The 26,764-nt window shown below is 68.8% G+C and carries 17 protein-coding genes; 6 read left to right on the top strand and 11 right to left on the bottom strand.

The features are described 5' to 3' along the window. Positions 1-6 precede the first annotated feature (6 nt). Complete coding sequence (smc, locus tag H0E82_RS09945; protein WP_180545304.1) at positions 7-3,519, bottom strand: chromosome segregation protein SMC; 3,513 nt, start codon at positions 3,517-3,519, stop codon at positions 7-9. A gap of 180 nt (positions 3,520-3,699) precedes the next feature. Continuing rightward, complete coding sequence (locus H0E82_RS09940; protein ID WP_180545303.1) at positions 3,700-4,788, bottom strand: ABC transporter ATP-binding protein; 1,089 nt, start codon at positions 4,786-4,788, stop codon at positions 3,700-3,702. 289 nt (positions 4,789-5,077) lie between these two features. Between H0E82_RS09940 and zwf the strand changes: the two genes are divergently transcribed. The 5 genes from zwf to eda all read left to right on the top strand — a co-directional run bounded on the left by zwf (position 5,078) and on the right by eda (position 10,922). Continuing rightward, positions 5,078-6,493 carry a glucose-6-phosphate dehydrogenase gene (gene zwf, locus H0E82_RS09935; RefSeq protein ID WP_180545302.1) on the top strand — a complete coding sequence of 472 codons (1,416 nt, stop codon included), beginning with the start codon at positions 5,078-5,080 and terminating at the stop codon, positions 6,491-6,493. Next, entirely contained in the window at positions 6,490-7,491 is a 1,002-nt protein-coding gene (glk, locus tag H0E82_RS09930; RefSeq protein WP_180545301.1) for a glucokinase, read from the top strand. Before zwf ends, glk begins: the two co-directional genes overlap by 4 nt. 56 nt (positions 7,492-7,547) lie before the next feature. Beyond that, positions 7,548-8,240: a 6-phosphogluconolactonase gene (pgl, locus tag H0E82_RS09925; protein ID WP_180545300.1), complete on the top strand. Its 693-nt coding sequence runs from the start codon at positions 7,548-7,550 to the stop codon at positions 8,238-8,240. Positions 8,241-8,330: 90 nt separating this feature from the next. Further along, positions 8,331-10,247, top strand: coding sequence for a phosphogluconate dehydratase (edd, locus tag H0E82_RS09920; protein WP_180545299.1), 1,917 nt, complete (start codon positions 8,331-8,333; stop codon positions 10,245-10,247). A 3-nt stretch (positions 10,248-10,250) separates the two neighbouring features. After that, positions 10,251-10,922 (top strand): bifunctional 4-hydroxy-2-oxoglutarate aldolase/2-dehydro-3-deoxy-phosphogluconate aldolase, encoded by a 672-nt coding sequence (gene eda, locus H0E82_RS09915; protein WP_425600337.1) that lies wholly within the window; start codon positions 10,251-10,253, stop codon positions 10,920-10,922. 7 nt (positions 10,923-10,929) lie between these two features. On the opposite strand, the gene H0E82_RS09910 is transcribed toward eda, so the two are convergent. The 9 genes from H0E82_RS09910 to H0E82_RS09870 form a co-directional block, all read right to left on the bottom strand. Next, positions 10,930-11,676, bottom strand: a complete 747-nt coding sequence (locus H0E82_RS09910; RefSeq protein ID WP_180545298.1) for a hypothetical protein — start codon at positions 11,674-11,676, stop codon at positions 10,930-10,932. Positions 11,677-12,211: 535 nt separating this feature from the next. Then, positions 12,212-15,418, bottom strand: a complete 3,207-nt coding sequence (locus tag H0E82_RS09905; protein WP_180545565.1) for a discoidin domain-containing protein — start codon at positions 15,416-15,418, stop codon at positions 12,212-12,214. 260 nt (positions 15,419-15,678) lie between these two features. Continuing rightward, positions 15,679-16,533, bottom strand: a complete 855-nt coding sequence (locus H0E82_RS09900; protein WP_180545297.1) for a carbohydrate ABC transporter permease — start codon at positions 16,531-16,533, stop codon at positions 15,679-15,681. Next, the gene (locus H0E82_RS09895) at positions 16,530-17,408 is read right to left on the bottom strand and encodes a carbohydrate ABC transporter permease (protein ID WP_180545296.1); all 879 of its coding nucleotides are present in this window, start codon (positions 17,406-17,408) and stop codon (positions 16,530-16,532) included. Before H0E82_RS09895 ends, H0E82_RS09900 begins: the two co-directional genes overlap by 4 nt. Beyond that, positions 17,398-18,786: a sugar ABC transporter substrate-binding protein gene (locus tag H0E82_RS09890; RefSeq protein ID WP_180545295.1), complete on the bottom strand. Its 1,389-nt coding sequence runs from the start codon at positions 18,784-18,786 to the stop codon at positions 17,398-17,400. Before H0E82_RS09890 ends, H0E82_RS09895 begins: the two co-directional genes overlap by 11 nt. 43 nt (positions 18,787-18,829) lie before the next feature. Beyond that, positions 18,830-20,476 carry a glucoamylase family protein gene (locus tag H0E82_RS09885; RefSeq protein ID WP_180545294.1) on the bottom strand — a complete coding sequence of 549 codons (1,647 nt, stop codon included), beginning with the start codon at positions 20,474-20,476 and terminating at the stop codon, positions 18,830-18,832. 82 nt (positions 20,477-20,558) lie between these two features. Continuing rightward, positions 20,559-23,555: a TonB-dependent receptor gene (locus H0E82_RS09880; RefSeq protein ID WP_180545293.1), complete on the bottom strand. Its 2,997-nt coding sequence runs from the start codon at positions 23,553-23,555 to the stop codon at positions 20,559-20,561. A gap of 289 nt (positions 23,556-23,844) precedes the next feature. Beyond that, complete coding sequence (locus H0E82_RS09875) at positions 23,845-24,864, bottom strand: LacI family DNA-binding transcriptional regulator (protein WP_180545292.1); 1,020 nt, start codon at positions 24,862-24,864, stop codon at positions 23,845-23,847. A gap of 290 nt (positions 24,865-25,154) precedes the next feature. After that, positions 25,155-25,454, bottom strand: coding sequence for a YciI family protein (locus H0E82_RS09870; protein ID WP_180545291.1), 300 nt, complete (start codon positions 25,452-25,454; stop codon positions 25,155-25,157). 388 nt (positions 25,455-25,842) lie between these two features. Between H0E82_RS09870 and H0E82_RS09865 the strand changes: the two genes are divergently transcribed. Further along, positions 25,843-26,748 carry a segregation and condensation protein A gene (locus tag H0E82_RS09865; protein WP_180545290.1) on the top strand — a complete coding sequence of 302 codons (906 nt, stop codon included), beginning with the start codon at positions 25,843-25,845 and terminating at the stop codon, positions 26,746-26,748. Positions 26,749-26,764 lie beyond the last annotated feature (16 nt).

Here is a 26,764-nt window from a genome sequence, read left to right as displayed (position 1 = left end):
CAGGCCCTAGGCGGCGCCGGCCAGACGCGCGGCTTCGGCGAGATCCACCGACACCAGGCGACTGACGCCCGGCTCGCGCATGGTAACGCCGCTGAGCTGGGATGCGGCTTCCATCGTCGCCTTGTTGTGGCTGACGAACAGGAACTGCACCTGCTCGCTCATCTCGCGCACCATCGCGGTGAAGCGACCGACATTGGCCTCGTCGAGTGGCGCGTCCACTTCGTCGAGCAGGCAGAACGGCGCCGGATTGAGCTGGAAGATCGAGAACACCAGCGCGACCGCGGTCATCGCCTTCTCGCCGCCCGAGAGCAGCGAGATGTTGGACACGCGCTTGCCCGGCGGGCGCGCCATGATCGCCACGCCGGTGTCGAGCAGATCGTCGCCGGTCAGCTCGAGATAGGCATGCCCGCCGCCGAACAGGCGCGGGTACAGCGCCTGTACGCCGGCGTTGACCTTGTCGAAGGTGTCCTTGAAGCGGCCCCGGGTCTCGCGGTCGATCTTGCGGATGGCCTCCTCGAGCGTCTCCAGGGCGGAGGTGAGGTCGGCGTCCTGGGCGTCCAGATACTCCTTGCGCTGCGCGGCTTCGGCGTGTTCCGCGATCGCGGCGAGATTCACCGGCTCCAGCCGGCGCAGGCGCGCATCGAAGTCGGTGACGATCTTTTCCCACTCTTTCGCATTGGCCGAATCGTCGAGGCCGTTGAGTACGTCCTCGACCACGAAGCCGGCCTCGACCACCGAGGCGGCGAGCTGGTCGGCCGCGATGACCAGGGCCTGCTGGTCGAGCCGACGCTGGCCGATGGCCTCGCGCTGGGTGAGGGCCTGGGCGTCGCGCTGCTGGCGCACCTGCTCGAAGGTCCGCAGTTCGTTGTCGATGCCTTCGAGCGTCGAGCGGGCCTCGGCCAGCGCGCGCTCGGTGCGCACCCGCTCGTCCAGTGCGACCTGGCGCTGCTGTTCCAGCGCCTCGACCGGTGAATCGCCGCCGGCGAGCTGCGCCGAAAGCTCGTCCAGCCGGCTGTCGAGCTGGCCGCGCTGCCCACCCATGCGCGCAAGAGCCTGGGTCAGCGACGCGACCTGGGCACGCTGCGATTCGAGGGTGAGCGCCAGCGCATGCGCGGTATCACGCGATTCGCGTGCCGCGGCGCGGGCCTGGTCCCGGGCTTCGCCCAGCTGCCGTCGCGCCTGCTCCAGCGCGACGCGCGCGGACTCGAACTCGCCCATGCGATCGACCGTGTCCTCCAGCCGCGTCCGTGCCTCGCGGGCCTGCCGGGTGGCCGCGTCCAGGGTTTCGGCCAGCTGCGCGAGCTCGCCATCGATCCGCTCGATCCGCGTTCGCGCGGCTTCGACCCGTCCTTGGTGGCTCTGGACCTGCCCGGCCAGCTCCGACACCGCGCGATGCGCGAGATGCACGGCCCGCTGCGCTTCCTCGCGCGCCTGCTCGGCGGCGAGCAGACGATCGCGGCCGTCCGCGATCTGCGCCTCCAGCGTGTGTTCCTCGTCCTGCAGGGTGTCGATCTGGGCGCGCAGCGCCTGGATCTCGCGCTCGCGCAGCAGTGCCCCCTGCTTGGCCGCGCCCGAGCGCGACACCCGCACCCAGCCGGCACCGAGCCGCTCGCCGGTGCGGGTGATGACCGAATCGCCCTCGTCGAGCGTGCCCTGCAGCGCGCGCGCATCGGCCAGGGTGTCGGCCACGTGCAGCCGCGCGAGCAGGCGGCGGATCGCCAGTGGCCCCTGGACCAGCGCGGCGAGCGAGGTGGGCGCGAATGTCTCGGCGCCGTCCGCGCCCGCCACGAGCGCCAGCCGGCTCTCGCCGAGATCCGAAAGCGCGTCGACCAGATCCGCCGGTACCGCGCCATCGCCGACCAGCACGCCCTCGATCAGCTGGCCGAGCGCGCTCTCCACCGCGAACTCCCAACCGGCCTCCACGCGCAGGCGCTCACCCACACGCGCCGCCGAGTCGAGACCGCGCCGGCGCAGCCATTCCACCGCAGCGCCCTGCTCCTGCCCGAGCGCGGCGTGCTGCAGGGTCTCCAACGAGGCGAGCCGGCCGCGGGATTCCTGCGCCCGCTTGCGCACGCCGGAGATCGCCTCCTGGGCCCGCCGCTGCGCGTCCTCGAGTTCGAGGGCCGCCGCCCTGCGGATCTCCAGCGTCTCCCCCAAAGCCTCGACGGAGAGCGTCTGGTCCTCGTGGCGCAGCCGGATGTCGGCGAGCGCCTCGGCGAGCGCCTCGATGTCCAGGCTCGCGCGCTCGGACTGCAGCTGCTCGCGGCGCCGCTCGGCTTCCAGCGCCTGCCGGTCGAGATAATCGACCCGCGTGCGCTCGACGTCCCCGGCCCGTGCGGCCTCGCCCTGATCGCGGTTGTGCGCTTCCCAGCGGGCCTGCCAGTCCGCGAGCGCGGTTTCGGCGTCGCGCAGCGCGTCCTGGCGCACGGCGTCGTCGTCCTGCAGCTGGGACAGACGCGGCTCGGCGTCGGCGATGCTCGCGTGCAGGGCATCCAGGCGTTGCTGGTCCTGGTCGATATGGGCGCCGATCTCGCTGAGCTGGGCCTGGGCCTCGTCACGGGCCTTGAGCAGGCGCGAGGACAGTTCGCGCTGGTGCTGGATCTGCTGCTCGATCCGCGCCAGGGCGCCGCTGACCTCGTAACTCTCGGCCTGGGCGCGGTTCAGGGCTTCCGCTGCGTCGTGGCGCCGCTCGCGTCCGGTCTCGAGTTCGCGCTCGGCCTCGCGCTGCTCGGCAATGATCTGCTCGAGCTTGGTCTCCTCCTGCGCCAGGCCTTCGCGCAGCGCCTGCAGGCGCGCGTCCAGCGTGCGCCATTCCAGAGCGCGCCACTCGGCATCACGGATCTTCCGCTCGGTCTGGATCGCGGTGTACTGCTCGGCCTGTTTGGCCTGACGCGCGAGATGCTGCAGCTGCTTGCCGACTTCCTCGCGCAGGTCGCCGAGGCGATCGAGGTTCTCGCGGGTGTGGCGGATGCGGGTCTCGGTTTCCTTGCGGCGCTCCTTGTACTTGGAGATACCGGCGGCTTCCTCGAGATAGACCCGCAGCTCCTCGGGCTTGGCGTCGATGACCTGGCTGATCATGCCCTGCTCGATGATCGAGTAGCTGCGCGGACCGAGGCCGGTGCCCAGGAACAGGTCGGTGATGTCGCGGCGCCGGCACTTGGTGCCGTTGAGGTAATAGCCGCTCTGCCCGTCGCGGCTGACCGTGCGCTTGACCGAGATCTCGTTGAACGCGGCGTATTCGCCCTGGATGGTGTGGTCGCTGTTGTCGAAGATCAGCTCGACCATCGCCTGCGACACCGGCTTGCGCGCGGTGGAACCGGCGAAGATCACGTCGGTCAGCGAATCGCCGCGCAGCCGGCTGGCCGAGGATTCGCCCATCACCCAGCGCACCGCGTCGATGATGTTCGACTTGCCGCAGCCGTTCGGCCCCACCACGCCGGTCATGTTGGTCGGCAGGTGCAGGGTGGTCGGATCGACGAAGGATTTGAAACCGGCGAGCTTGATCGTGGACAGGCGCATGCGTGCGTCTTGGGCCTCTGGCGCCGACATCGGCGCCGGTCGTGGAGCGGCGGTGAAACGGTCCGCGCCCGGGCCGGGCAACTCCCAAGCGATTGATTCCACTGGAAGTCCGGCCCCTCGGCGGGCGCAAGCGGCCAGTATAGCGAGGCGATGGACCGGCCGTGGCCCGGCAGCCCCGGCCTAGCGCAGCAGGCGCTCGCCGGTGGTCGCGTCGAACACGTGCACCTGCCCGGCAGGCACGAACAGCCCCAGCGTCTCACCGACCACAGGCACACGGTCGGGCGGCAGCCGCGCGACCAGCGCGTGCGGTCCGAGGCGCAGATTGACGAACACCTCGCTGCCGACCGGCTCGACCACCTCGACCACCGGCGCCAGTGTGGCCTCGGCAGTCCCGACCGGAACCAGGTGTTCGGGGCGGATGCCGATATCCACCGTGCGGCCGTCCCAGGCGTCGGGGAGGCCGGCCTCGCCGAAACGCAGCCGGAGGTCGTCGCTGGTCTCGAACTGCCAGAGCCGTCCGTGGCGGACCAGATCACCGCGCAGCACGTTCATCGACGGGCTTCCGAGGAAGGTGGCCACGAACAGGTTCGCCGGCCGCTCGTACAGCGCCATCGGTGCGTCGATCTGCTGGATCTCGCCATCGCGCAACACCACGATGCGCTGGCCGAGGGTCATCGCCTCGATCTGGTCGTGGGTGACGTAGATCATCGTGGTGCCCAGCTGGCGGTGCAGCCGGGCGATCTCCACGCGCATGCCGGCGCGCAGCTTGGCATCGAGGTTGGACAGAGGCTCGTCGAGCAGGAAGACCTGCGGCTGGCGCACCAGTGCCCGCCCCAGCGCCACCCGCTGCCGCTGCCCGCCGGACAACTGGCCCGGCTTGCGGTCGAGCACGGCCTCGAGTTCGAGCATCGCGGCGGCCTCCGTCACGCGCGCATCCACGGTGGCGCGCGGCTGGCCACGCAGCTTGAGGCCGAAGGCGAGATTCTCGCGCACGCTCATGTGCGGATAGAGCGCGTAACTCTGGAACACCATCGCGATGTCGCGGTCCTTGGGCGCCACGTCGTTGACCACGCGCTCGCCGATCGCCAGGGTGCCGTCGCTGATCGCCTCCAGTCCGGCCACCATGCGCAGCAGGGTCGACTTGCCGCAGCCCGACGGCCCCACCAGCACCAGCAGTTCGCCATCGGCCACCTCGAAGCTCGCACCGGCGACGCCCACGTGGCCGTTGGGATAGACCTTGCGCACTCCATCGAACCGCACCTTGGCCATGCCTGCTCCCGATCCTCGCGTGTGCCGGGCCGGCGCCGCCGTCACGATGACGGAAACGCGAGCGATCGGCTATTCTCGCATGTAAGCGTTTTCAGGTCGCTCCGACAAGTGCGACGCGGCGCTGTCGCGACGCGACGGACCCGCTGCGCGCACGGTGCCGTATGGAGCTGCGCGGTGCGGCGAATACGTATGCGTGCCTGCGACGCACCGGGACCAGGCATTGCAGTCGGGTTCCGTCGCACGACACACTCCGCGATCCCCATCTGAACCGAAGGCGAACCCGGCGTCCATGCACAACTCCCTGCTGTTGTTCGGCGCCACCGGTGATCTGGCGCAACGCTACCTGTTCCCTTCGCTGCTGCACCTGCTGCGCGACCGCCTGCTTCCCGAGGATTTCAGGATCGTCGCGATCGCGCGCAGCGAGCACGACGACGCCGCGTTCCAGGCCTGGCTGCGCGAACGGCTCGGCGACGACTACGAAGCGGCCGCGCTGGACGAGCTGTTCCGGCGCACGCAATACGTGCCGGCGGACCTCTCGGACGCCGATGCGATGGCCGCTGCGCTGTCGCGCTTCGCCGACCGGCCGGCGGTGAGCTACCTGTCCACGCCGCCGAACCTGTTCGCCTCGGCATGTCGCGGGCTCGAAGCCGCGGGCCTGCTGGCACCGCCCTCGCGCCTGGTCCTGGAGAAGCCGCTCGGCCATGACCTGGCCAGTGCGCAGGCGATCGACGCCACGCTGAAATCCACGCTCGACGAGTCGCAGATCTTCCGCATCGACCACTACCTCGGCAAGGCACCGGTGCAGAACCTGCTGGCGCTGCGGCTGGGCAATACGCTGTTCGAGGCGGTCTGGGAGCGGCGCTGGATCGAATCGGTCGACATCATCGTGGCCGAGACCGCCGGGGTCGACGGCCGCGAAGGCTATTACGCCGATTACGGCGCGCTGCGCGACATGGTGCAGAACCACATGCTCCAGCTTCTGGCGCTGATCGCGATGGAACCACCGGCGGCGATGGATACCGACAGCATCCGCGACGAGAAGCGCAAGGTGTTGCGCGCATTGCGTCCGATGACGCCGTCCGCCGCGGCGGCCGACAGCGTGCGCGGCCGCTACCGCGACGGCGTCGTCGACGGCCAGGCGGTGAAGGGCTTCAGCCACCGCGACGACGTCGAGACCTTCGTCGGCCTGCGCGCCTGGATCGACAACTGGCGCTGGGCCGGCGTGCCGTTCCGGCTGGTGACCGGCAAGCGCATGCCGTCGCGGACGAGCGAGGTGGTGGTGACGTTCAAGCCGGTGACGCACTGGCTGTTCGGGCCCGACGAGCGCAAGCGCGCCCGCGCCAACCAGCTCCGCGTGCGCCTGCAACCCGAGGAGACCATCGAGCTCGGGCTGATGGGCAGCCTGGCCGCATCGGAATGGAGCGCCAACGAGCTCCAGCCGATGTCCCTGGACCTGGCGATGCAGCCGCCCAAGCGCCGCATCGCCTACGAGCGGCTGATGATCGACGCGCTCAAGGGCGACCAGACCCTGTTCGTGCGCGACGACGAGGTGGAAGCCGCCTGGCGCTGGATCGACAGCGTCAGCGCCGCGTGGCGCGAGGCCGGCACGCCGGTGCGCGACTACCCCGCAGGCAGCTGGGGCCCCCTCGAGGCGCAGCCGTTCCTGCCGCGCACCCTGACCACCCACGGCGGGCGCAAGCCATGAGCCGGACGGGCGCACTGGCGCTGCTGGCCGACATCGGCGGCACCAACGCGCGCTTCGCGCTGGCGGATACCCGCAGCGCCAATCCGTTGCTGCTCGACACCGTGCAGGGTTTCGCGGTGGCCGCGTTTCCCTCGCTGGGCGATGCGGCGCAGCACTATCTTCAGGTCACCGGCCACGACGAGGCCCACGACATCCGCCACGCCGTGTTCGCGGTGGCCGGACGGGTGGACGGCGACGAGGCGCGCATCACCAATCATCCCTGGGTGATTTCGCGCGCGCGCACTCGCACCCAGCTGGGCCTGAACGAGGTCACCCTTGTGAATGACTTCGCCGCGCAGGCGATGGCCATCCCGTTGCTCCAGCCGGGCGACTACAGCGCCATCGGCCCGGCGGCGTGGGCACTCGGCGGCAATCCCGATGGACCGTGTACCTACGCGGTGATCGGCCCGGGCACCGGGCTGGGCGTCGGGGCGCTGATGGTGCGCGACGGCCGCCACTACCCGCTCGAGACCGAAGGCGGCCACGTCAGTTTTCCGCCGGGCACGCCGGAGGAGATCCGGATCCTCGACGTGCTGTCGCGGCAGTTCGGACGGGTGTCCAACGAACGCCTGATCTGCGGTCCCGGCCTGGTCAACATCCATCGGGCGTTGAGCGAGATCGCGGGCGTCGATCCGGGCCCGATGCAGCCGGCCGACGTCACCGCCGGCGCGGCCGCGGGCGATCCGCGCTGCGCCCGGGCGGTGGACGTGTTCTGCGCGGTCTTCGGTGCGATCGCTGGGGATCTGGTGCTCACGCTCGGCGCCTGGGACGGCGTGTTTCTCACCGGGGGCCTCGTGCCCCGCATGCTCGAGGCGCTGCGCCACTCGGGCTTCCGCCAGCGCTTCGAGAACAAGGGCCGGTTTTCGCCGACCATGGGCCGGGTGCCCAGCCTGGCGGTCACGCATGCGCACGCCGGCCTGCTCGGTGCCGCGGCGATCGCCAGGCGCGGCGCCGCGTGACGCCCGTGGCGGCCCCCGCCTTTGGCAACGCGCGCCGAATCGGCGAGGATGCGGGTATGCACCTGCACGCCTACGAATCTGCCACCCAATGGACCTGGGGCGCCGCGATCGCGATCTCCTCGGCCATCGCGCGTGATCTTCAACAACGGCCACGCGCGCGTCTCCTGCTGTCCGGCGGCAAGACCCCCGGTCCGGTCTACGCCGCGCTGTCCAAGGCGCCGCTCGACTGGAACAACGTCGACGTCGCGCTCGTCGACGAACGCTGGCTGCTCCCGGAGGATCCGGACAGCAACGCACGGCTCGTTCGCGAGACGCTGCTGCAGAACAAGGCGCAGAAGGCCCGTCTGGAAGCCATCACGCGCGCCGGACGGCCGTTCGACGAGGCCCTGGCCACCGCCAACCTGCATGCACGCCAACCTGCCGGCGTGGTGGTCCTGGGGATGGGTGACGACGGCCACACGGCCTCCCTGTTCCCGGGCATGCAGGATCTCGATCGCGCCCTCGCGTCGCCCCTGCCGTACGTGGGCGTGGATGCGAGCGGATGCCCGGGGGCGGGCCAGTGGCACCGGCGCATCAGTCTCACGCCTGCCGGGCTCGCGCCGGCGCATTCGCGCATCCTGCTGGTCCGCGGCGAGCGCAAGCGCGCCCTGCTCGACCGGCTCGCCGAGAGCGACGACGTGCACGAGTTTCCCGCGCGGCTCGCGCTGACCGTACCCGGCGCCGAGCTGCACGTGCACTGGTGTCCGTGAGACGCGAATGACGCGCTGCGGTTTTCGCAGGGCGTTCCGCCGCCACGTGCTCCGCTCCACCCTCCCCCGTCCGCTTCGTCATTGCCGCCCATGAGCCTGCACCCGGTCTTCCAGTCCGTCACCGATCGCATCCGCAAGCGCAGCGCCGCGTCGCGCCGCGCGTATCTGGACGGCATCGCCCGCATGCGCGACGAGGGGCCGCTGCGCGGACGCCTGAGCTGCGCCAACCTGGCCCACGGCTTCGCGGCCTGCGGCCCCACAGACAAGGCGCGGTTGCGCGGTGAACCGACCGCCAACATCGGCATCGTGACCGCGTACAACGACATGCTTTCGGCGCACCAGCCCTACGAGTCCTATCCGGAATTCATCCGCGAGACCGCCCGCGCACTGGGTCACACCGCCCAGGTCGCCGGCGGTGTGCCCGCGATGTGCGACGGCGTCACCCAGGGCCGCGCCGGCATGGAACTGTCGCTGTTCTCGCGCGACGTGATCGCACAGTCCACGGCCATCGCGCTGTCGCACGACATGTTCGACAGCAGCGTGTACCTCGGCATCTGCGACAAGATCGTTCCGGGCCTGCTGATCGGTGCGCTGGCCTACGGCCACCTGCCGGCGATCTTCATCCCCGGCGGCCCGATGACCCCGGGCATTCCGAACAAGACCAAGGCCGAGGTGCGCGAGCGCTACGCCGCCGGCGAGGCGAGCCGCGAGGAACTGCTGGAGGTGGAGGCGCAGTCGTATCACTCCGCCGGCACCTGCACTTTCTACGGCACGGCCAATTCCAACCAGACCATGCTTGAGGCCATGGGCGTGCAGTTGCCAAGCGCGGCGTTCATCAACCCGGGCACGCCGCTGCGCGAAGCCTTCACCCGCGAGGCGGTGGCACGTGCGGTGCAGATCAGCGCGCTGGGCAACGACTACCGCCCGCTCGGCGAGCTGATCGACGAGCGCGCCATCGTCAACGCGGTGGCCATGCTGATGGCGACCGGCGGCTCCACCAATCACACCATCCACTGGGTGGCCGTTGCCCGCTCGGCCGGCATCATCCTCACCTGGGACGACATGGACCAGCTGTCGCAGATCGTCCCGCTGCTGGCACGCGTCTATCCCAACGGCGAGGCCGACGTGAACCGGTACCACGCGGCGGGCGGCAACGCCTACGTGTTCCGCGAACTGCTCGAAGCCGGTCTGATGCACGGCGACATCCCGACCGTCGTCGAAGGCGGCATGGCCCGCTACGCCGAGGAGCCGAAGCTCGAAGGCGACCGCATCCGCTACGAGCCCGGCCCGCGGGCCAGTGCCGACGATGCCGTGCTGCGGCCGGTCTCCGCTCCATTCGAAGCCCAGGGCGGCCTGCGCCTGCTGCGCGGCAACCTGGGCCGGTCGTTGATCAAGCTGTCGGCGGTCAAGCCCGAGTTCCGCACCATCGAGGCGCCGGCCGTCGTCGTCGACACGCCGCAGGCGCTCAACCGGCTGCACGCGGCGCGTGCGCTGCCGCAGGATTTCGTCGCGGTCGTGCGCTACCAGGGTCCGCGGGCCAACGGCATGCCGGAGCTGCACTCGCTGGCGCCGCTGCTCGGCATGCTGCAGAACCAGGGCCGCCGCGTCGCGCTGGTCACCGACGGCCGGCTGTCCGGCGCCTCGGGCAAGATTCCCGCCGCGATCCACATGACCCCGGAAGCCGCGCGCGGCGGGCCGCTGGCGTACCTGCGCGAAGGCGACATCATCCGCCTCGACGGCGAGGCCGGGACGCTGGAAGCGTTGGTCGACGCGGACGAATGGCAGCGCCGCGAAGCGGCCGCCGACACCGCGCCCGCGCCCACCGACTACGGCCGCAACCTGTTCGGCTACAACCGCGCCAACGTCTCGCCGGCCGACCAGGGCGCACTGTCGATCTCCTGCGGGCCCGCGACGACCGAAGGGGCGGACTGGGACTACGATGCCGAGTACGACCTCGGCGCCGACGAAGCAGCGCTCGCCTCACCGCACGAATCCAAGGACAACTGATCGATGTCACCCGTTTCCACCATGCAGGACCGCCAGGCGCGCGCCGCCGATCTGCTCCGTGCCGCCGGCGTGTTGCCGGTGATCACCGTGCGCACGCTCGACGAGGCGCGCGCGATCGCCGATGCGCTGCTCGAGGGCGGCTTGAACACGCTGGAACTGACCCTGCGCACGCCGGTCGCCATCGATGCCCTGGCGATGCTCAAGCGCGAGCGTGCCGGCATCGTCATCGGCGCCGGCACCGTGCTCGACGCCGGCCACATCCGCGCCTCGATCGATGCGGGTGCGGATTTTCTCGTCACCCCGGGCACCACACCGACGCTCGCCGCGGCGTTGGCCGAGGCCGATGTGCCGGTCGTGCCCGGCGGTGCCACGCCGACCGAATTCCTCGCGCTGCGTGATCACGGCTTCCGCAACTGCAAGCTGTTCCCGGCCAGCGCCGTCGGCGGCCTGGCGATGCTCAAGGGGCTCGCCGGTCCGCTGCAGGACCTGCGCTTCTGCCCCACCGGCGGCATCTCCGAGGCGAACGCGGCCGATTTCCTGTCGCAGCCGAACGTATTGTGCATCGGCGGCTCGTGGATGCTGGACAAGGCGTGGATCGAGGCAGGCGACTGGGCGCGTGTGCGCGCCAGCGCCGCGGGTGCTGCGAAGATCGTCGCCGGCGTCCGCAACGCGTGATCGATCGTCAGGACCGTCTGTCGGGGCGGGCGATCTCCGTGGCCAGCGCGTAACCGTCGCGCCGCCACACCTGGGCGTGCTGGACGAACCACAGCACGAGCAGCAGACCGATCTGCCATTCCAGCGCGTTCTCCAGCCTGTCCTGGAAAGCGGTCCCACCGAACAGCCCCATCGCCGCCACGTGGACGACGCCGATGGCCAGCATGGCCAGGCAGAGCAGCTGCATGCGGCTCCGGAAGCGCCGATCCAGCGCGTGCACTCGCACCGCCGCCGCGAGGAAGACCAGTTGCGCGACATAGCTCGCGCCGAAGAACACGATCACTCCATAGCGGCGCAGATACCGGTAGATCTCCCCGTCGGTGCCCAGAAACGCAGCGTAGACACCGAGTGCGATCGCCGAGACCGTGCCCAGTGCGCCCAGCGCACCCGGACTCGCGTCACGGGCACGCAGCCAGCGCGCCGAGAGCCACCAGTGCACGCCCAGCAACACGGCGCACGGCAGCACGAGCAGCCGGAACAGGTGATTCGCGAGCCCATGCCGCGCCGCGCGGCTGATCGAGGTGCAGCCGTCGAGATACGGCACGCAGGCCGGCACGTCACCGGCGTGAATCGCGAGTGCGAGCGCCAGATGCGCGGCCCCGGCGAGCACGAGTGCGATGGCCGCCGGAACCGGCCATAGCGGCGCCTGCCGGGTCATGCGCATCGGAGCATCCTGCGGCACGCGGTCGATGCTGCGGTGGGCCAGAGCGGGCATCGTCCGCCCTGCTGGATGGACGCGATGCCCGGCGCAAGCGCGCCGCCGCGAGCTCGCAACGCCGGATCGGTCGGTGCCCGGCGGCGGGACAACCGCGTCGTCGTCACGGGCGGCAGGGATGGAGGATCGCTGTGCGCGAGCGCTGCCCGCGTCACCGCCGTGCCGCGGGCAGGCGCGCCCCCTTCCGGCGCCCTGCGAATGGCGGTGTGCCGCGCGTGGTGCGCTGCACGTCTCGCCGTCCGCCAGCCACAGTACCGATGGTGGCGGATGCACGTCGGCGTCATCGCGACACCACGACGCCGCCGCGAGGGATCCACTCGCCCTGTGTCCGTCTGCATGCCGCCGGGCCTCGCCGCGCCGGCAGCGGATGGCGGGCGGAGCGACGGCCGGGCGCCCGGCGGCCAGGGCGACGGGCGAACCAGCACCAGGTGATCGTGCTGGCAGATCCGGTCCTCGTTGCGGGCCATCTCGACCATGGCACCGAGCTTAGGCGGCGGCCGAGATCGTCGCAAACCGGCTCGTGCGGTCGCCGATGTCAGGGCACCTCGATCCGCACCCGCGCGCCCGCACGCTCGATGCGGAGTTCGTTGCCTCTCCACGCCACCGCGCGCCCGTCGATCGTCGTCGTACCCGGCACGCTGGCATAGGGCCACTGCAGCACGAGACCACCCGGCGGCAGGCCACTGCCGGCATTGACGTCGAGCAGCAGCGCACTCCCCTCGCGGCGCAGGCGATAGCCCACGCGGCCCTGCGGCGTGCGCATGCCACGCAACGCAACACCCTCGCCGTCCAGCCACTCGGCCGGCACACCGGCCGCCAGCACGAGGCTGTCGTCGACCTCGCGCACGTAGGCGAACATGTCCAGCGCCGAGCGGACGAAATCCGAGCCCACCCAGGCATGCGGCAGATCGCCGAGGAAGAACGGCGTGCGCGGGGTCGGTGTCACCACTTCGCCCCACTGGTTCCAGGCCAGCGGCGCGCGATGCTCGAAAAACCACTCGCGCACCTCGTTGGCGCGCTCGCGCCAGCCCAGACGCACGAACGCCGCCACGTTGCGCCACTCGTAGGGCGTGTAGTCCTTCCACGGCTCGCGGCCGTCGCGGCGATCGACGAACTTCTGCCAGTAGCGCTCGAAGGTATTGGTCAGCAGCGGCTCGGGCAGACGGCCCTGTTCGCCGCCCGGAGCGAGCGCGATGGTCGTCGATGTGGCATCGAAATCCCCGAGTTCGGCGGCGCCGGGCAGGAAATCGATGCCGTGGATCCGCGCTGCCGCACGCAGCGACGCATCGAGGTCCACGCGGAACTCGTCGCGCGCGGCGATCATGCGCGCGATGTCCTCGGTCTTGCCCAGCGCCTCGGCGACCTCGACCGCGTCCTTGTAGCCACGCAGCGCCCAGAAGTTGTCCCAGTACGAATGCATCGGCTTGGCCGAATAGCCCTCGTGGCTGATCGACGCGGGCATCATGCCGTAGAAGGCTTCGTTGACCGCCCGGTTGGCCTCGGTGCGCTCGCTGGCGCGCAGTACTTCCATGTACTCGAAAGCACCGAGCACGTGCGGCCACATCGCGGCGAGAAACGCGTCGTCCTTGGTATAGCGCCAGTACTCGGCGATGTTGAAGATCAGCTCGCCGTGGCTGTCGTTCTCGGGCACCGGGTCGCTGCCGCGATCGTCGACGCAGCACGGCACCATGCCGTTGTCGAACTGGTAGGGCGCGTACCACTCTACGTATTCCTTCACGACTTCCGGCCGGCCCATGCGCAGCAGGCCTTCGGAGATCATCGCGCCGTCACGGATCCAGCTGCGCGCATACGACCGCGTGCCCGGCTGCAGGCGCGGCCCGATACGCGAGATCAGCATGTGCGCAAGGGAGGTGCGCAGCGTGTCGGCGAGCGCCTTGCCGGCCTCGGGCACGTCGATGCCGACCTCGCCCAGCTTCGCGCGCCATTCGCTGGCCACCGCGTCCTGCCAGGCCTGCGGATTCCACCCGCTCGTCACCGGCGCGGCGCCGGTCATCGGCACCAGCAGGCCGAACTCGCGCGACTGGCCCGGCTCCAGACGCACGCTGTAGAGCAGCGCACCCGACGCGAAGGCCTGCGGGTCGTCGACCTCGGTGGTCGCCGGCACACGGCCGGCCGCGATGTGCTCGATCTCCATGCCGGCGTCGAACGTGGTCGCGAACGCGGCCTGTGCCGGCTCGCGTGCGAACACGCGCGGCGCGCCGTCCACGCTGACCCGGTCCGGGGTCACCGACACCGCGCGCAGCGGGCTCACCCCGCCGATGATGTTGAGGAACTGGCTCGGTGGATTGACCTGCAGCGGTCGCACCGCGAGTGCGAGCGTGTAGTCGCGCGCCTGTGCACCGGTGTTCTCCAGGCGATACCGCGCGACCAGCTGCGACGTCTCGGGCGTGCCGCGGGCGAAACCGGTCACGCGCAGCGCCAGCGCGTCATGGCGCCACTCGACACTGGGAATCGGCAGGTAATCGTCCTGCAGCGATTGCGTGGCTTCGACATCGGCCCAGGTCACCAGCGCGTCGTCGACGCGCACGAAGGGTTCGATCGAGAACCCGCCGGCGGCGACCTCGATCGCGCCGTCCTCGCCGATCAGGCCCTGCTGGGTGCCGCCGTCGAGACCGAGGATCGTCCAGTAGGGCTGCTCGCCGCTGAAGCCACGCGGGAACCGGCCGCGCGGATGGTCGGCAGCGACCGCCTTGATGAAATCGTTGGGATGCTCGGAGACGGCGACCGGATGCGCGGCCACCTCCGCCAGCGCGAAGCCCTCGCCGGGCCCCGCCTGCAGCGCGAGCCCGATGTAGCGCGCTTCCGATTCCGGCAGCGACAGCCAGTCGATACCGCCGTTGCCGTCGACGACCGTGCGCACCTCGTCCCAGGTCTGCCCGTCATCGGACAACGAGACCGCATAGGCCGACGCCTCGCGCCGCTGGCCCCACTGCAGGCGCACGCCACCGAACTCGCGCACCGAGCCGAGGTCGAGCACCAGCGTCTGTGGGCCGGCACCGGTGGTCCATGCGGTCTCCGGGTTGCCATCGGTCGCGTGGGCCACGCCCTCCGGCGTGCTCTGCGACGACGCCGCGAGCGTCAGCGGCGAGGTGTCGTCGGCCGGCAGTGGCTCGAACGTCAGCGTATCGAAACACACCGAGCCCGCGCCGCCGGCGTTGTTGTAGATCGTGAACTCGATCTTCTGGCTGGACCGCAGGGTCTTGTCGGGATCCGGGCCCCAGGCCTTGTCGATGTGCCGGGTGCGGTAGCGCACCGGGGTCCAGTCTTCGGGGTAGTCGTATTTCGGCCGGTTCACCCACCAGACGTTGTCACCGCTGGCATCGACCAGCTTGAACTGGAGATCGTTGGCCGGCGATTCGCCGCGCAACTGGAAGCCGAACCTGAAGTTCTCCGGATACGTGAGCGGCAACTCGCGCTGGATGCCGACATGGCCCGAGACACCGTTGAAATCGTAGTCGAGGCACAGCGCGGCGCCGTCGACACCGTCGACGGTGCGCAGCGCGCCGCTGACCTGGTTCGAGGTCACCACCTGCCAGAGCGACGGATCGTCGAAGCCATCGAGAACGCGGACGCCCTCGCCCGCCGACGCGCCGCCACCCGACGGCGTGGGCGAGATGTTGCAGGCGGTCAGGGCAGCGGCGAGTGCGGCGATGCCGAAGACGCGTGCGATGCGCGACAGGCGCAGATGATCGGACGACGCGGCGGCATCGGCAGCCCGCATCATGTCGGGGTCGGCAGGCGCGCGCATGGCGCGGGTGTCGAGGATCTTCATGCGGTGCGTTGCCTCCGTGGTTCAGAACGGCGTGTCGAAAGCTCGTGGGCGCGCGCTTGCACGCGATGTGCCCTGGCAGCAGAAACGGTCGCGCTCCTGCAAGACGTCGCTGCATTGCCCTCCATGGCGCGGCATCTTCGGCGGCGGGACGCTCCGCACGCCCTGTCCGGCATCGCGAGCGCCACGTGCCGATCCATGAGCGGGCGCCCTCACCCCTTGACGCTGCCGAGCAGCAGTCCCTGGATGTAATAGCGCTGCAAGGCGATGAACAGCAGCAGCACCGGAATCACCGTGACCACGGCACTGGCCATCATCATCTCCACGTCCTGGATGTGCTCGCGCGACAACGCGGCGATCGCCACCGGCAGCGTGTAGTTGCTCTGGTCGGTCAGCACGATCAGCGGCCACATGAAATCGTTCCACGCGGCCATGAAGGTGAAGATGGTCAGCGTCACCAGCACGGGCTTGAGCATCGGCAGCACGATCTGGAAGAAGATCCGCAGCTCGCCGGCGCCGTCGATGCGCGCGGCTTCCAGCAGCTCGTCGGGAATCGAGCGCGCGTACTGGCGCACCAGGAAGATGCCGAATACCGTCGCCAGCGCCGGGATGATCACCGCGCCGAAGCTGTTGACCAGGCCCATGCCCTTCATCATCAGGAACAGTGGCAGCATCGCGACCTGGGCCGGAATCACCAGTGCGCCGAGCAGGATCTGGAACAGGCGTTCGCGGCCGCGGAAGCGCAGCTTGGCGAAGGCATAGCCGGCCATGGTGTTGACCAGCAGCGCGCCCAGGGTGATCGCCCCCGAAACCACCAGACTGTTGACGAAGTACCGGCCCATGCCGGCGCGTGCGAACAGCTGCCGGTAGTTGTCGAAGGTCAGCGCGGACGGCAGCAACGGCGGCGGAAAGCCGCTGGCTTCGCCGGTCGGCATGAAGGACACCGACAGCATCCACGCCAGCGGTGCGAGCGCGACGATCGCCAGCAGCCCCAGCGCGCCATTGACCGCCCACGCCGACCCGCGCGACGCACCCACCTCGTGCACTGAGGACGCCGTCCGGCTCATACCATCTCCCGGCGCCGGCCCGCGCGCAGCAACAGCGTGGTCACGCCGAGGATGATCAGGAACAGCAGGAACGCCACCGCCGACGCGCGGCCGAGGTTCCACCACATGAAGCCTTCCTCGTACATGAAGTACAGCACGCTGACCGTGCTCTGCAGCGGATCGCCGCGGGTCATCACGTAGGGCTCGGCGAACAGCTGGAAGTAGCCCGAGACCGTGATCACCGCGACCACCAGCAGCACCGGCCCGAGCATCGGCAGCGTGACGTGGAGGAACTGCTGCCAGCGCGAGGCGCCGTCGATGCGCGCGGCCTCGTAGAGGTCTTCGGGAATCGCGGCGAGACCGGCGATGAAGATCACCATGTTGTAGCCGAAGTTCTTCCACACCGCGAACAGGATGATCGTCGGCATCGCCCAGGCCGGATCGCCCAGCCAGTCCACCGGCGCGATGCCGACGTGACCCAGCGCCCAGTTCACGAGGCCGTAGCTGGTGTGGAAGAGATAGCGCCAGATCACCGCGACCGCGACCAGCGTGGTCACCACCGGGGCGAACAGCGCGGTGCGGAACAGGCCCTTGAAGCGCGCGACCTTGGCGTTGAGCAGCAGCGCCGCGCCCAGCGACACCGCGATCGACAGCGGCACGCCGATGACGACGAAGTACGCGGTGTTGCCGAGGGATTTCCAGAACAGCGGCGTGCGCAGCAGATCGACGTAATTGCCGAGCGCGACGAAACGCAGGTTCGACATGTCGGCCAGCGCGTAGAGGTCGAAATCGGTCAGGCTGAGCAACAGCGCCGACGCGACCGGAATCGCGAAGAACACGCCCAGCACGATCAGTGCGGGGCCGGCGAAGATCCAGCCGGCGGTACTAGTGCGCATGGGTCGCCCTTCCCTGCGGGCGGGTGCCCGCGTGCGACGCGGCGTTGTCGACCGAACCGTCAGGCCGCGACAGCGGAAGGACGGCAGGGGCACTCGCACGCGCGCCCCCGGACGCCGCCTCCTGTTCCTGCTCGCGTACCCAGCGCCGCTTCTCCAGCAGCGTGTCGACGCGCGCGTCGAGTTCGCGCAGCGCCTGGTCCTGCGACATGCCGCCACGGACCACGCGTTCGCTGGCCAGGCGCATCTCCTGCACGATGCGTTCCCACTCGAGCACCTGCGGCGTGGGCTGCACGCGTTCGAGCTGGTCGCGGAACGCCTGCGCATACGGGTCCTCGCGCAGTTGCGGAAAGTCCCAGGTGCTGCGGCGCGGCGGCAGGTTGCCGATCATTGCGTGGAAACGCTGCTGGATGTCGGGCCGCGACAGGAACTCCATCAGCTTCCAGCTCGCGTCCTTGTTGGGCGAATCGCGGAACATCACCAGCGACGTCCCGCCCGCGATGCCGGCGCCGGGACCGTCAGGACCCGGCAACGGCGCCGTCCCCCACTGGTCCTGCAGCGCGGCGGGCATTCGGTTGCGGAATTCGCGGATGTTCCAGGGACCGGAGACGTAGAACGAGAAGAAGCCGCGGCCGAACTCGTCCCAGACATTGGAGATCTGGGTCTCGGACATCCGCGGCGCCCAGCCCTGTTCGAACATGTTGGCGTAGAAGCCGAGCGCGCGCCGGAAACCGGGGCTGGAGAAATTCCCGCGCCCGTCGTCGTCGCGCAGCAACGGATCCGGCTGCTGCAAGCCGAAGGACAGCAACTGCTCGAATTCGTTGAGCGGCAGCATCACCGCGTAGCGCGACGGCCCGACGTGCTGCTTGATCGCGGCCATCGCAGTCTCCCACTCCGCCCAGGTTCGAGGCGGCGCGGCGATGCCGGCTGCCGTGAGGATGTCGCGGCGGTAGAACAGAAGACGCGTATCCACGTACCAGGGCACGCCGAGCAGGCGGCCGTCGACGACATTGGTGTTCCAGATGCCCGGGAAATAGTCGTCTTCGTCGATGACCTGCGAAGCATCCACGCGGGCCTGCACCGGTTCCAGCGCGCCGAGCACTGCGAATTCTGGCACCCAGGTATTGCCGAGCTGGCAGATGTCGGGCAACGCATCGGCAGCGAACGCGGTGAGCAGCTTTTCGTGCGCCGATGTCCAAGGAATCTGCTGGATCTCGACGCGGATTCCGGGATGCGTGTCCTCGAATTCGCGCACGAGCTCCCCCACCACCTCCGCTTCCCGGCCCATCGCCCAGAAGCGGATCACCGTGTCCTCACCGTGACGCCCGCAGCCGGCGAGCAGCATCACCGCGAGCAGCCCGCAGCCGGCACGGATCAGCATGCCCGCGCGCATCATTCCGCCCGCGGCCCGGTGCAGGCGTCGATCATTCGACCGGTACCGGGTCCGATGCACGCGCGCGCTCCGGGGCGTCCCGCGCCGGCGCCTGGCTCGCGGCGCGCGATTCGGCGATGCCGATCGCGCGCGCCGTCGCGGCGTCGACATCCGGCGGACCGGAATCCCGGGGTTCGTCCTCACCCGCCAGCCAGCCGCCGGTGAAGCCCGCGCGTTCCAAGCCGCGCCGGATGTGCGGATTCTTCTTCATGACCTCCCAGACGAAGCCGTTCCGGTAGTTGGCGATCATCGCCAGGATCGGACCTTGGTCGATCGCGATGTAGTCGCTCGCCACCCAGCCGCGCCCCGGGATCAGGCGGCCGGTCTTGAGCGGGACGTCCTCGTAGTTGAAGCTCGGGTTGAAGGCGTCGAGGAAGCCGTAGCTCGAGTAGAGGAAATCGCCGTATCGGCGATGCATCTCCTCGGTGGCCGGAATCACGATCTCCGGTGCGAAGGCCACCGACGCCACCGCCGCCGTCGGCGCGATCGTGCCGTCGTCGAACGCCACGTCCAGGCCCGCGCCGCGCGCGCTGTAGTGCCGGAACTCGCGCTGCTCGCCGTTGTAATCCTGCGAGGTGCGCTGCGGCCCGTCGCTGGCGGTGAGGCCCCAGACGTTCTCGCCGTACTCCTTCCAGCCCATGGGGTTGTCGATCGCATACTGCCGCTGTGCGTAGGTCGCGCGTCGGCTGTTCTCGAAGTAGTCGATGCCGCGGCGACGCATGTAATCGTCGCGGATACCGCGGAAGTCCACCCACACGTGGGTGTACTGGTGTCCGAAATGCGGTGCGAAACTCAGGTACTCTTGGCCACGGAACACGCCCCAGGAACGGTCGTAGGTGCGCGTCCACACCTCCCACGCATCGGGCTCGACCGGATGCGTCGGAGAACCCAGCGCCAGGATGTAGACCAGCATCGCTTCGTCGTAACCGGTCCAGTCGTGCTCGATGAAGCCGCTTTCCGGATACCAGCCCATCGAGATCAGCGGCTTGCGCTGCTGCAGGAACGGCCAACGCACGTTGCGGTAGAGCTGGTCGGCGAGTGTCCGGATCTCGGCCTCGCGCGGGTCTTCGCGGTCGTAGTACGACTGCGCGAAGAGCACGCCCATCATCATCAGGCCGGTGTCGACGCTCGACAGCTCCACCCACGGCTCGAACCGGTGGCCGGTGTTCATGTCGACGAAGTGGTAGAAGAAACCCTGATGGCCGCCGGTGCCCGTGGCCTGCGGACCCATGCGCACATCGCGGAAGAAGCGCAGCGTCGTCAACGTACGGTCGACCGCCTGCGTCCGGCTGACCCAGCCACGCTCGATGCCGATGGGATACGCCGTCAGCGCGAAGCCGACCGCCGCGATGCTCGAGAACGGCCGGGACGGAAAGCGGTCGGGCGTCAACCCGTTCACTTCATTGGTCGTATCCCAGAAGTACTGGAAGGTGCGCCGCTCGATGTCAGCGAACAACGGTGGCAGCTCGGGCGGCCCCGGATCCTCTGGCGGCTCGGGCTCGGGCACCTGCGCGATCGGGCCGGGCTTGGGCGCCGGCGTCTCCGGCTCGACAGGTTGCTGCCGGCCGCATCCGGCGAGCAGCAGCACGCCCAGCAGGACCAGAAGCAGACACTGGATGACGCGCAGACGGGATCGCATCGTGAAGGAGACCTCGCGGTGAAATCGTTTTCAGGGACGAGTATAAAACTGCCGGCGCCCGTACGGGGGCCGGCAGCAGGAATTACCAGTTGATACCGAAGGTCAGCTTGAACGTGCGCGTCGGCAGGAGGATCTCGTTCCCGTTGCGGCCGGCGAAATTCTCCCGCTGCGGATCACCCGGATCGCCACGAAAGCCCTCGAACTGGTTGTAGTTGCGCCAGTTGAACGCGTTGAGCAGGTCACCACGCACCCGGAACGACAGGTCAGTGCCGGTGTCGAAGACCTTCTCCAAGGCCATGTCGAACTGCTTGAAGCCGATGCTGCCGTCCGGAATGAAGGGATCGTAGAAGCAGAAATCGCGTGACGACACGGCGTTGCAGTTGGTGGCCTCGCGCGGACGGTGGGTGGATAGGACCAGCTTGCTGCTGAAGGTCACGTCCCATCCCAGGTCGTAGATGCCCGACAGCACCAGGCGGTGACGTGGGATGCCAGTGGAGATGAAGTACTCCGTACCGACCCGTGGGAAATCGAAGACGTAGGTTTCGCCATTCGATGCGTCCGGTCGGTTCTCTTCGGCATCGCTATAGGTGTAGGCAAGGTTGATGCCCCAGCCGGAATCCCGGGTGAAAGGCTTGTCCACCGAGACCAGGAGCGAGTTGAGGTTGTAGTTGATGCCGTTGTCCCCAAGGATCAGCGAGCCGTAACCGGGAATCGGCTGATTGAACGGCGCGCCACCGTAGGTGGCGCCGGGGTTCTGATGGAAGCTACCGTCCGGGTACCGGTTGCCAAGGCGGAAGTAGATGCCGTCGCGACTGCGGATGTGGGCCAAGGTGACCGAGGTGTTCCAGTCATGCTCGCCGAGTGTCACCACGTTGCGCATGCCCAGACTGAATTGGTCCGAGTAGGGCGTCTTGAGATCGTTGTTGATCAGATTGATCTCGCCGCCAGAGACGGGATTGGCGGCGGCATATGCCGCCAGCCCCTCGGGCGTGAGCAGCGCGGGATCGAAGCTTAGGCAGTTGTTCCCGGCGCACGGGTGCAGTGCGGTCGGGAAATTCAATTGGTACGTCGTAAAAGCACCGCCGTAGAACTCACGCGCCATGATGTCGAACAGATTGCGATCGTAGGCGCGACCCGCTCCACCGAAGATCACGTGCCGCTGATCGGCATTGAGATCATAGGAGAATCCGACACGGGGCTGCCAGGCACCCTTGAACGCCTTGCGGTTGCTCCCCGAGCTGATGAAATCCTCGATGTCGTAATCGGTGTTCTGGATGTTGGTCCAGCCCCGCAGCGCGGCAGCCAGATCGTCGTTGACGCGGTAATCCAGGTAGGAAGGGCTCTTCTCGTAATCCCATCGCAGGCCGAGGTTGAGAGTCAGGCGATCGTTGACCTCCCAATCGTCCTGGATGTAGATGCCGAACTGTGTATTGTCGGACTGGACGAAGGGCTGGCGGCCGGTACGCGGCGTCGTGTATTCGATGCGGTACGGCTGGGCAAGGCTCTCGTTGACGTCGAAAAAGTACTGCGGGAACGGCGGCGACTGCTGGAATGCGCGCAGTTCCACATCCTTGTATTTGACGCCCATCTTGATGGTGTGACCTTCGAAACCGAAGAAGGTCAGATCGTTCTGGAACCCCAAACCCTTCTGTCCTTTGTCCTGGAAGTTGGGTCCACCACCAAGGTTGAGGACCCCAAGCGTGAGGTTCGCCGGATTGTTGGGATCGACGATCGTGTAACGGAACCCAGGAGACGCCGTGATCGGCACCGGGTTGTAAGACGTGTCTTCGAAGGTGATGTGCGCATCGTTGAGCCAGTTCGTCGAACTGAACTGGTAGCGTAGGTCGACGCGCGTCTCGTCGTTGATCAGATCGGTTCCAAAACCGGGCGTGTTGATCCCGCCGATCCCACTCAGGGACGACTCGTCACGCACGCGTGTGCTCAGTTCGACCAGGTGGGACTCACCTGGCTGGAAGCTCAATTTGGCGAAATAGATGTCCTGTCTGAAGGGGCTGCTCGTCGGCCCGTAGAAGGATCGCAGGTCACCCGGAAGCCCGGATGCGTCGAACACCGCCGGAGGGCGGACGAACTGCGGAACCACGAAATCCTTGGCTTCGTACGCAACGAAGAAATGCAGCACGTCCCGGATGATCGGGCCACCGATGGTGGCGCCGTACTGCTCGGTGACCTCAGGCGATTTTTCGCCTGCCGCCTGCTCCTGCAGGGTGGCCGCGCGCCATTCGTCAGAAGTGCGGTCCCAGAAAAAACTGCCCGAAAAATCGTTCGTCCCTGAGCGCGTCACAGCGGTGACCGCGGCGCTGCTGATCTGGTCGTACTCGGCTTTGTAGTTCGACGTGATCACCTTGTACTCGCCGATCGCCGACTGCGGAAACGGATTGCCGCGGCTGTCGTCCTGGCCGGTGATGCCGCCTGGGGTAACGTAATTCTTCTGGCCGACGCCATCGATGAAGACGTTGATGTTGTTGGCGCCCTGGGCGCCGCTGCGGAGCTGCGACTCGGACCCGTTGGGCGAATTCACGAACACCATGCCCGGCACGGTGTCGGCGAATGCCAGAAAATTGCGCGAGCTCTGCGGCAGAGCCTCGATCTGCCGTTGCGACACGTATGTCGCAATCTCCGAAGTCCGAGTCTCCACCAGCGCCGCGGCGGTGACGCGCACCGCGTCGAGATCCGTCGCCTCACCCGCGGGCGCGCTTTCGGCCATACCGCCGACACCGAGGTTCAGCGTCGCGGTCTGGCCGACAGCCAGAACCACGTTCTGCGAACTGCTCTGCCCGTTCGCTTCGACCTGGATCCGATAGGTCCCCGGCGGCAGACCCGCCAGGTTGTAGGCGCCGTTGGCACCCACGGTGACACTGCGGCTCAGGCCGGTGGCCGTGTTGATCGCAGTGACGCGGGCGCCGGCCGCGGGGGCCGAATCCGCCATCACCTGGCCGCGGATCGTGGCGGCGGTGGATTGCGCCAGCGCGGCAGGCGCAGCGAGCGCCAGGCAGCCGGCGAGCGCCACGCTGAGCAGCGAGCGCGAGGTGGAGCGGGAACGCAGCAGGGCGTACGTCATGGAGTTCTCACTGGAATTGGAAAGAGGTGGAAATCGGGAGCCGGTCAAGGGAACCGGCGGACAGCGGCAATGCGACGTCGCTCCATGCGGGCGCGCAGCTCCGTGAAAGGTGCGGATGGGCGGTTGGACGCCGGGCGGCCACCGGGCCGGGATGCGGGACACCGGAGAGCGAGGCCGGCCGGACAGGCACGGCGCCGCGCAGGCCGCTCACCCGTCGCCAAGGCAGGCGCGTCGCGGCGCCACCACGTCTTCATCCAGATCCCCTCCCAAGGCTCCAGCTGCAGTTCGATCAATCGGCCGGTGTTCGCATGCCTCCACCACCGCAGGATTCGCGCACCACGAGAACGGGCTGCAGACCCTTCGACGGCACCGGCATCTGGGTGCCGGTTGCAGGCGGATCGAGCAGGGCCCGCAATGCGCGTGCCCCCAGTTCAGCGATGTCGACGCGCATCGTCGTGAGCGATGGGTGAACGTAGCGTGCAAGCGGAATGTCGTCGAAACCGACCACCGCAATATCGTCAGGGGTGCGCACTCCGCCGCGTCGCAGCGCATAGATGCAACCGATGGCCATCGTGTCGTTGGCCGCGAACACGGCATCCGGCCGCTCGTCCATCGAGAGCAGCGCCTGACCCGCGCGGTGACCCGAAGCTTCGTCGAACTCGCCCGGGAGTTCCCAGAGGGCCAAGGCCGGATCCGCTGCGTCCAGCGCGTCGCGGTAGCCGCGCAGACGCTCACGCGCGTCATCGTTGTCGACAGGTCCGCCGATGAACGCGATGCGCCGGTGTCCGAGCGCAACGAGATGCCGCACCATCGCGCGCGCACCCGTGTAGTTGTCGATCCCGATCGACGGACGCTCCACGGGGCCGGCGCTGTTCATCAGCACCAGGGGCAGGCTGTCGTCGACGTTGCTCGTGAGGAAGTCGGCATCGTGGACATAGGGCGACAGCAGCAGCAGGCCATCCACCCGCCCGCGCATCGCGCGCAAGGCGGCGCCCTGCTCCACCGGATTGCCGTGGTAGCTCGATACGAGCAGGTGCAGACCGTGCGCCCGCGCGACCTGGTCGATGCCGCGCATCAGTTCGGAGAAGAACTCGCCGTGGAGATCCGGCAGCACGACGCCCACGGTCTGGGTGCGTCGGCTGCTCAGGCTGCGGGCGGCGTGGTGCGGGCTGTAGCGGAGCGCGGAGGCCGCATCGAGCACGCGTTGACGGACCGCCTCGGCCACGTTCTGGTGACCATTGAGCGCCCGCGACACGGTGGCGACCGAGACGCTGGCTGCTTTGGCGACATCCTTGATGGTCACGCCCATCCGCACGCTCCCGATTTCGCACGCGAATGTAAGCGTTTCCAGGTCACTTATGCAAACAAAATGTCACATGACGGATATTGCACTGCAGCAGCGGGCGGCCTTTCCGCCAGCCGCAGGCCACGCCCTGCCACCCGCCGCATCTCGCGCGGTGCTCGCAAGGGGTCGGATGCGGCACCCATACGAGGCGCATGTCGCGCGTTGAACGCGCCGGCAGCCCGCCGCGTATACGAGTCGGCTCCGCTCCACGCAGAGGCGTCCGTTCCGGGCAGCCCTCGCCCATCCGCACCGCGTCAGGGCAGGACCGGGCGGAACGGGCGTACGTCGACATGCGTGTACACACCCGCGTCGACATAGGGGTCCGCATCGGCCCAGGCGCGCGCGTCGGCCAGCGAATCGAAGGCGGCGATCACGATGCTGCCCGTGTAGCCCGCGGGCCCCGGATCCTCGGCGTCGATCGCCGGGCACGGGCCCGCCAGCAGCAGACGCCCCGTCTCGCGCAGGGCGAGCAACCGTGCCAGGTGCGCGGGGCGCGCCTCCAGGCGTCGGTCCAGCACGTCCGGCCCATCGTGTCCTTCGATCGCGTACCACATCATCGCCAGTCTCCTTCGCACCGCGGAAGTTTAGGTCGGCCGGCACAGGCGCGCCTGCTGGACAGCGCCCCGGCGCTGCGCGTACCCTGTGTGACAGCATTCCCGGCCAAGTTTTCCGCAGCGGCGCGCAGTTCGCGCCCGCCTGCAGCGGTCACCCCACCGGCCCGGCCCGACGCCTTTCCGATCCCCGCACTGTCCCAGCAGTCGCGTTTCGTGCATGGCATCCGGCTGCAGACGTTCGCAGTACCCGCTGTTCCCGCGCCGGCCCAGGCCGCGCACCGATCCGGACCCGTGCCAGAGCGCCCGCCGTCCCGTCGCCATGTCCCGACCGCAGTGATGCCCCATTCGTGATTCCGTTTCCGAGCGCGCCCCCGCGGCCGCGACCTGCATGAGCCAGCCCGCTTCCGACGCTTCCGCGCCGGCCGGCCAGGCTGCGCCGTCGCCGCAGCAGCAGGAGATGCCGCTGGCGCTCGTGCACGGACAGCCCGTCCTGCAGATTCCGCAGGACCTGTACATCCCGCCCGACGCGCTGGAAGTGATTCTGGAGGCGTTCGAGGGGCCGCTGGACCTGCTGCTCTATCTGATCCGGCGACAGAATCTCGACATCCTCGACATCCCCGTCGCCGACATCACCCGGCAGTACGTCGACTACATCGGGGTGATGCAGGAGCTGCGCTTCGAACTGGCGGCCGAATACCTGGTGATGGCCGCGATCCTCGCGGAGATCAAGTCGCGGATGCTGTTGCCGCGGCCCGTGCTGGACGAGGACGAGGACGGCGATCCGCGCGCCGAGCTCGTACGCCGGCTCCAGGAATACGAACGCTTCAAGCAGGCCGCCGAGGATCTCGATCGGCTGCCGCGCCAGGACCGGGACACCGTTCCGGCGCAGGTGGCCCTGCCCGATCGCGACATCTCCCGAGAGCCGCCGCCAGTGGACCTGCGCGAGATGCTGCTGGCCCTGCACGACGTGCTCAAGCGCGCCGAGCTGTTCACCGGCCATGCGATCCGGCGCGATGCGCTCAGCGTGCGCCAGCGCATGGGCGAGGTCCTGACCCGGCTCGCCGGCGGCCACTTCCATCGCTTCGAAACGCTGTTCGATCCGACCGAAGGCCGCCTCGGCGTGGTGGTGACCTTCCTGTCGGTGCTCGAGCTGACCAAGGAACGCCTGCTCGACATCGTGCAGGAGGCGCCTCTCGCGCCGATCTACATCAAGTCGCTGGCGGATGCCGAGGGCGGTGCGCCGCCGAGTGCGTTCTCCAGCGAGTTCGACGACGACGTGCCCGAGTCGCCATGACGCCGTCCGCCCGCCC

The sequence above is a fragment of the Luteimonas deserti genome, assembly GCF_013425765.1.
Classification (GTDB): Bacteria; Pseudomonadota; Gammaproteobacteria; order Xanthomonadales; family Xanthomonadaceae; genus Luteimonas; species Luteimonas deserti.
This window is presented reverse-complemented; position numbering and strand designations above follow the sequence as displayed.

Bases quoted from the DNA above. Each gene is read 5' to 3' on its own strand.
- H0E82_RS09905 (WP_180545565.1), bottom strand. From the start codon at position 15,418: ATGCGGGCTGCCGATGCCGCCGCGTCGTCCGATCATCTGCGCCTGTCG.
- H0E82_RS09890 (WP_180545295.1), bottom strand. From the start codon at position 18,786: ATGCTGATCCGTGCCGGCTGCGGGCTGCTCGCGGTGATGCTGCTCGCC.
- H0E82_RS09880 (WP_180545293.1), bottom strand. From the start codon at position 23,555: ATGACGTACGCCCTGCTGCGTTCCCGCTCCACCTCGCGCTCGCTGCTC.
- eda (WP_425600337.1), top strand. From the start codon at position 10,251: ATGTCACCCGTTTCCACCATGCAGGACCGCCAGGCGCGCGCCGCCGAT.
- H0E82_RS09870 (WP_180545291.1), bottom strand. From the start codon at position 25,454: ATGTGGTACGCGATCGAAGGACACGATGGGCCGGACGTGCTGGACCGA.
- H0E82_RS09900 (WP_180545297.1), bottom strand. From the start codon at position 16,533: ATGAGCCGGACGGCGTCCTCAGTGCACGAGGTGGGTGCGTCGCGCGGG.
- glk (WP_180545301.1), top strand. From the start codon at position 6,490: ATGAGCCGGACGGGCGCACTGGCGCTGCTGGCCGACATCGGCGGCACC.
- H0E82_RS09885 (WP_180545294.1), bottom strand. From the start codon at position 20,476: ATGCGATCCCGTCTGCGCGTCATCCAGTGTCTGCTTCTGGTCCTGCTG.
- H0E82_RS09865 (WP_180545290.1), top strand. From the start codon at position 25,843: ATGAGCCAGCCCGCTTCCGACGCTTCCGCGCCGGCCGGCCAGGCTGCG.
- edd (WP_180545299.1), top strand. From the start codon at position 8,331: ATGAGCCTGCACCCGGTCTTCCAGTCCGTCACCGATCGCATCCGCAAG.
- zwf (WP_180545302.1), top strand. From the start codon at position 5,078: ATGCACAACTCCCTGCTGTTGTTCGGCGCCACCGGTGATCTGGCGCAA.
- H0E82_RS09940 (WP_180545303.1), bottom strand. From the start codon at position 4,788: ATGGCCAAGGTGCGGTTCGATGGAGTGCGCAAGGTCTATCCCAACGGC.
- H0E82_RS09875 (WP_180545292.1), bottom strand. From the start codon at position 24,864: ATGGGCGTGACCATCAAGGATGTCGCCAAAGCAGCCAGCGTCTCGGTC.
- pgl (WP_180545300.1), top strand. From the start codon at position 7,548: ATGCACCTGCACGCCTACGAATCTGCCACCCAATGGACCTGGGGCGCC.
- H0E82_RS09910 (WP_180545298.1), bottom strand. From the start codon at position 11,676: ATGCCCGCTCTGGCCCACCGCAGCATCGACCGCGTGCCGCAGGATGCT.
- smc (WP_180545304.1), bottom strand. From the start codon at position 3,519: ATGCGCCTGTCCACGATCAAGCTCGCCGGTTTCAAATCCTTCGTCGAT.
- H0E82_RS09895 (WP_180545296.1), bottom strand. From the start codon at position 17,408: ATGCGCACTAGTACCGCCGGCTGGATCTTCGCCGGCCCCGCACTGATC.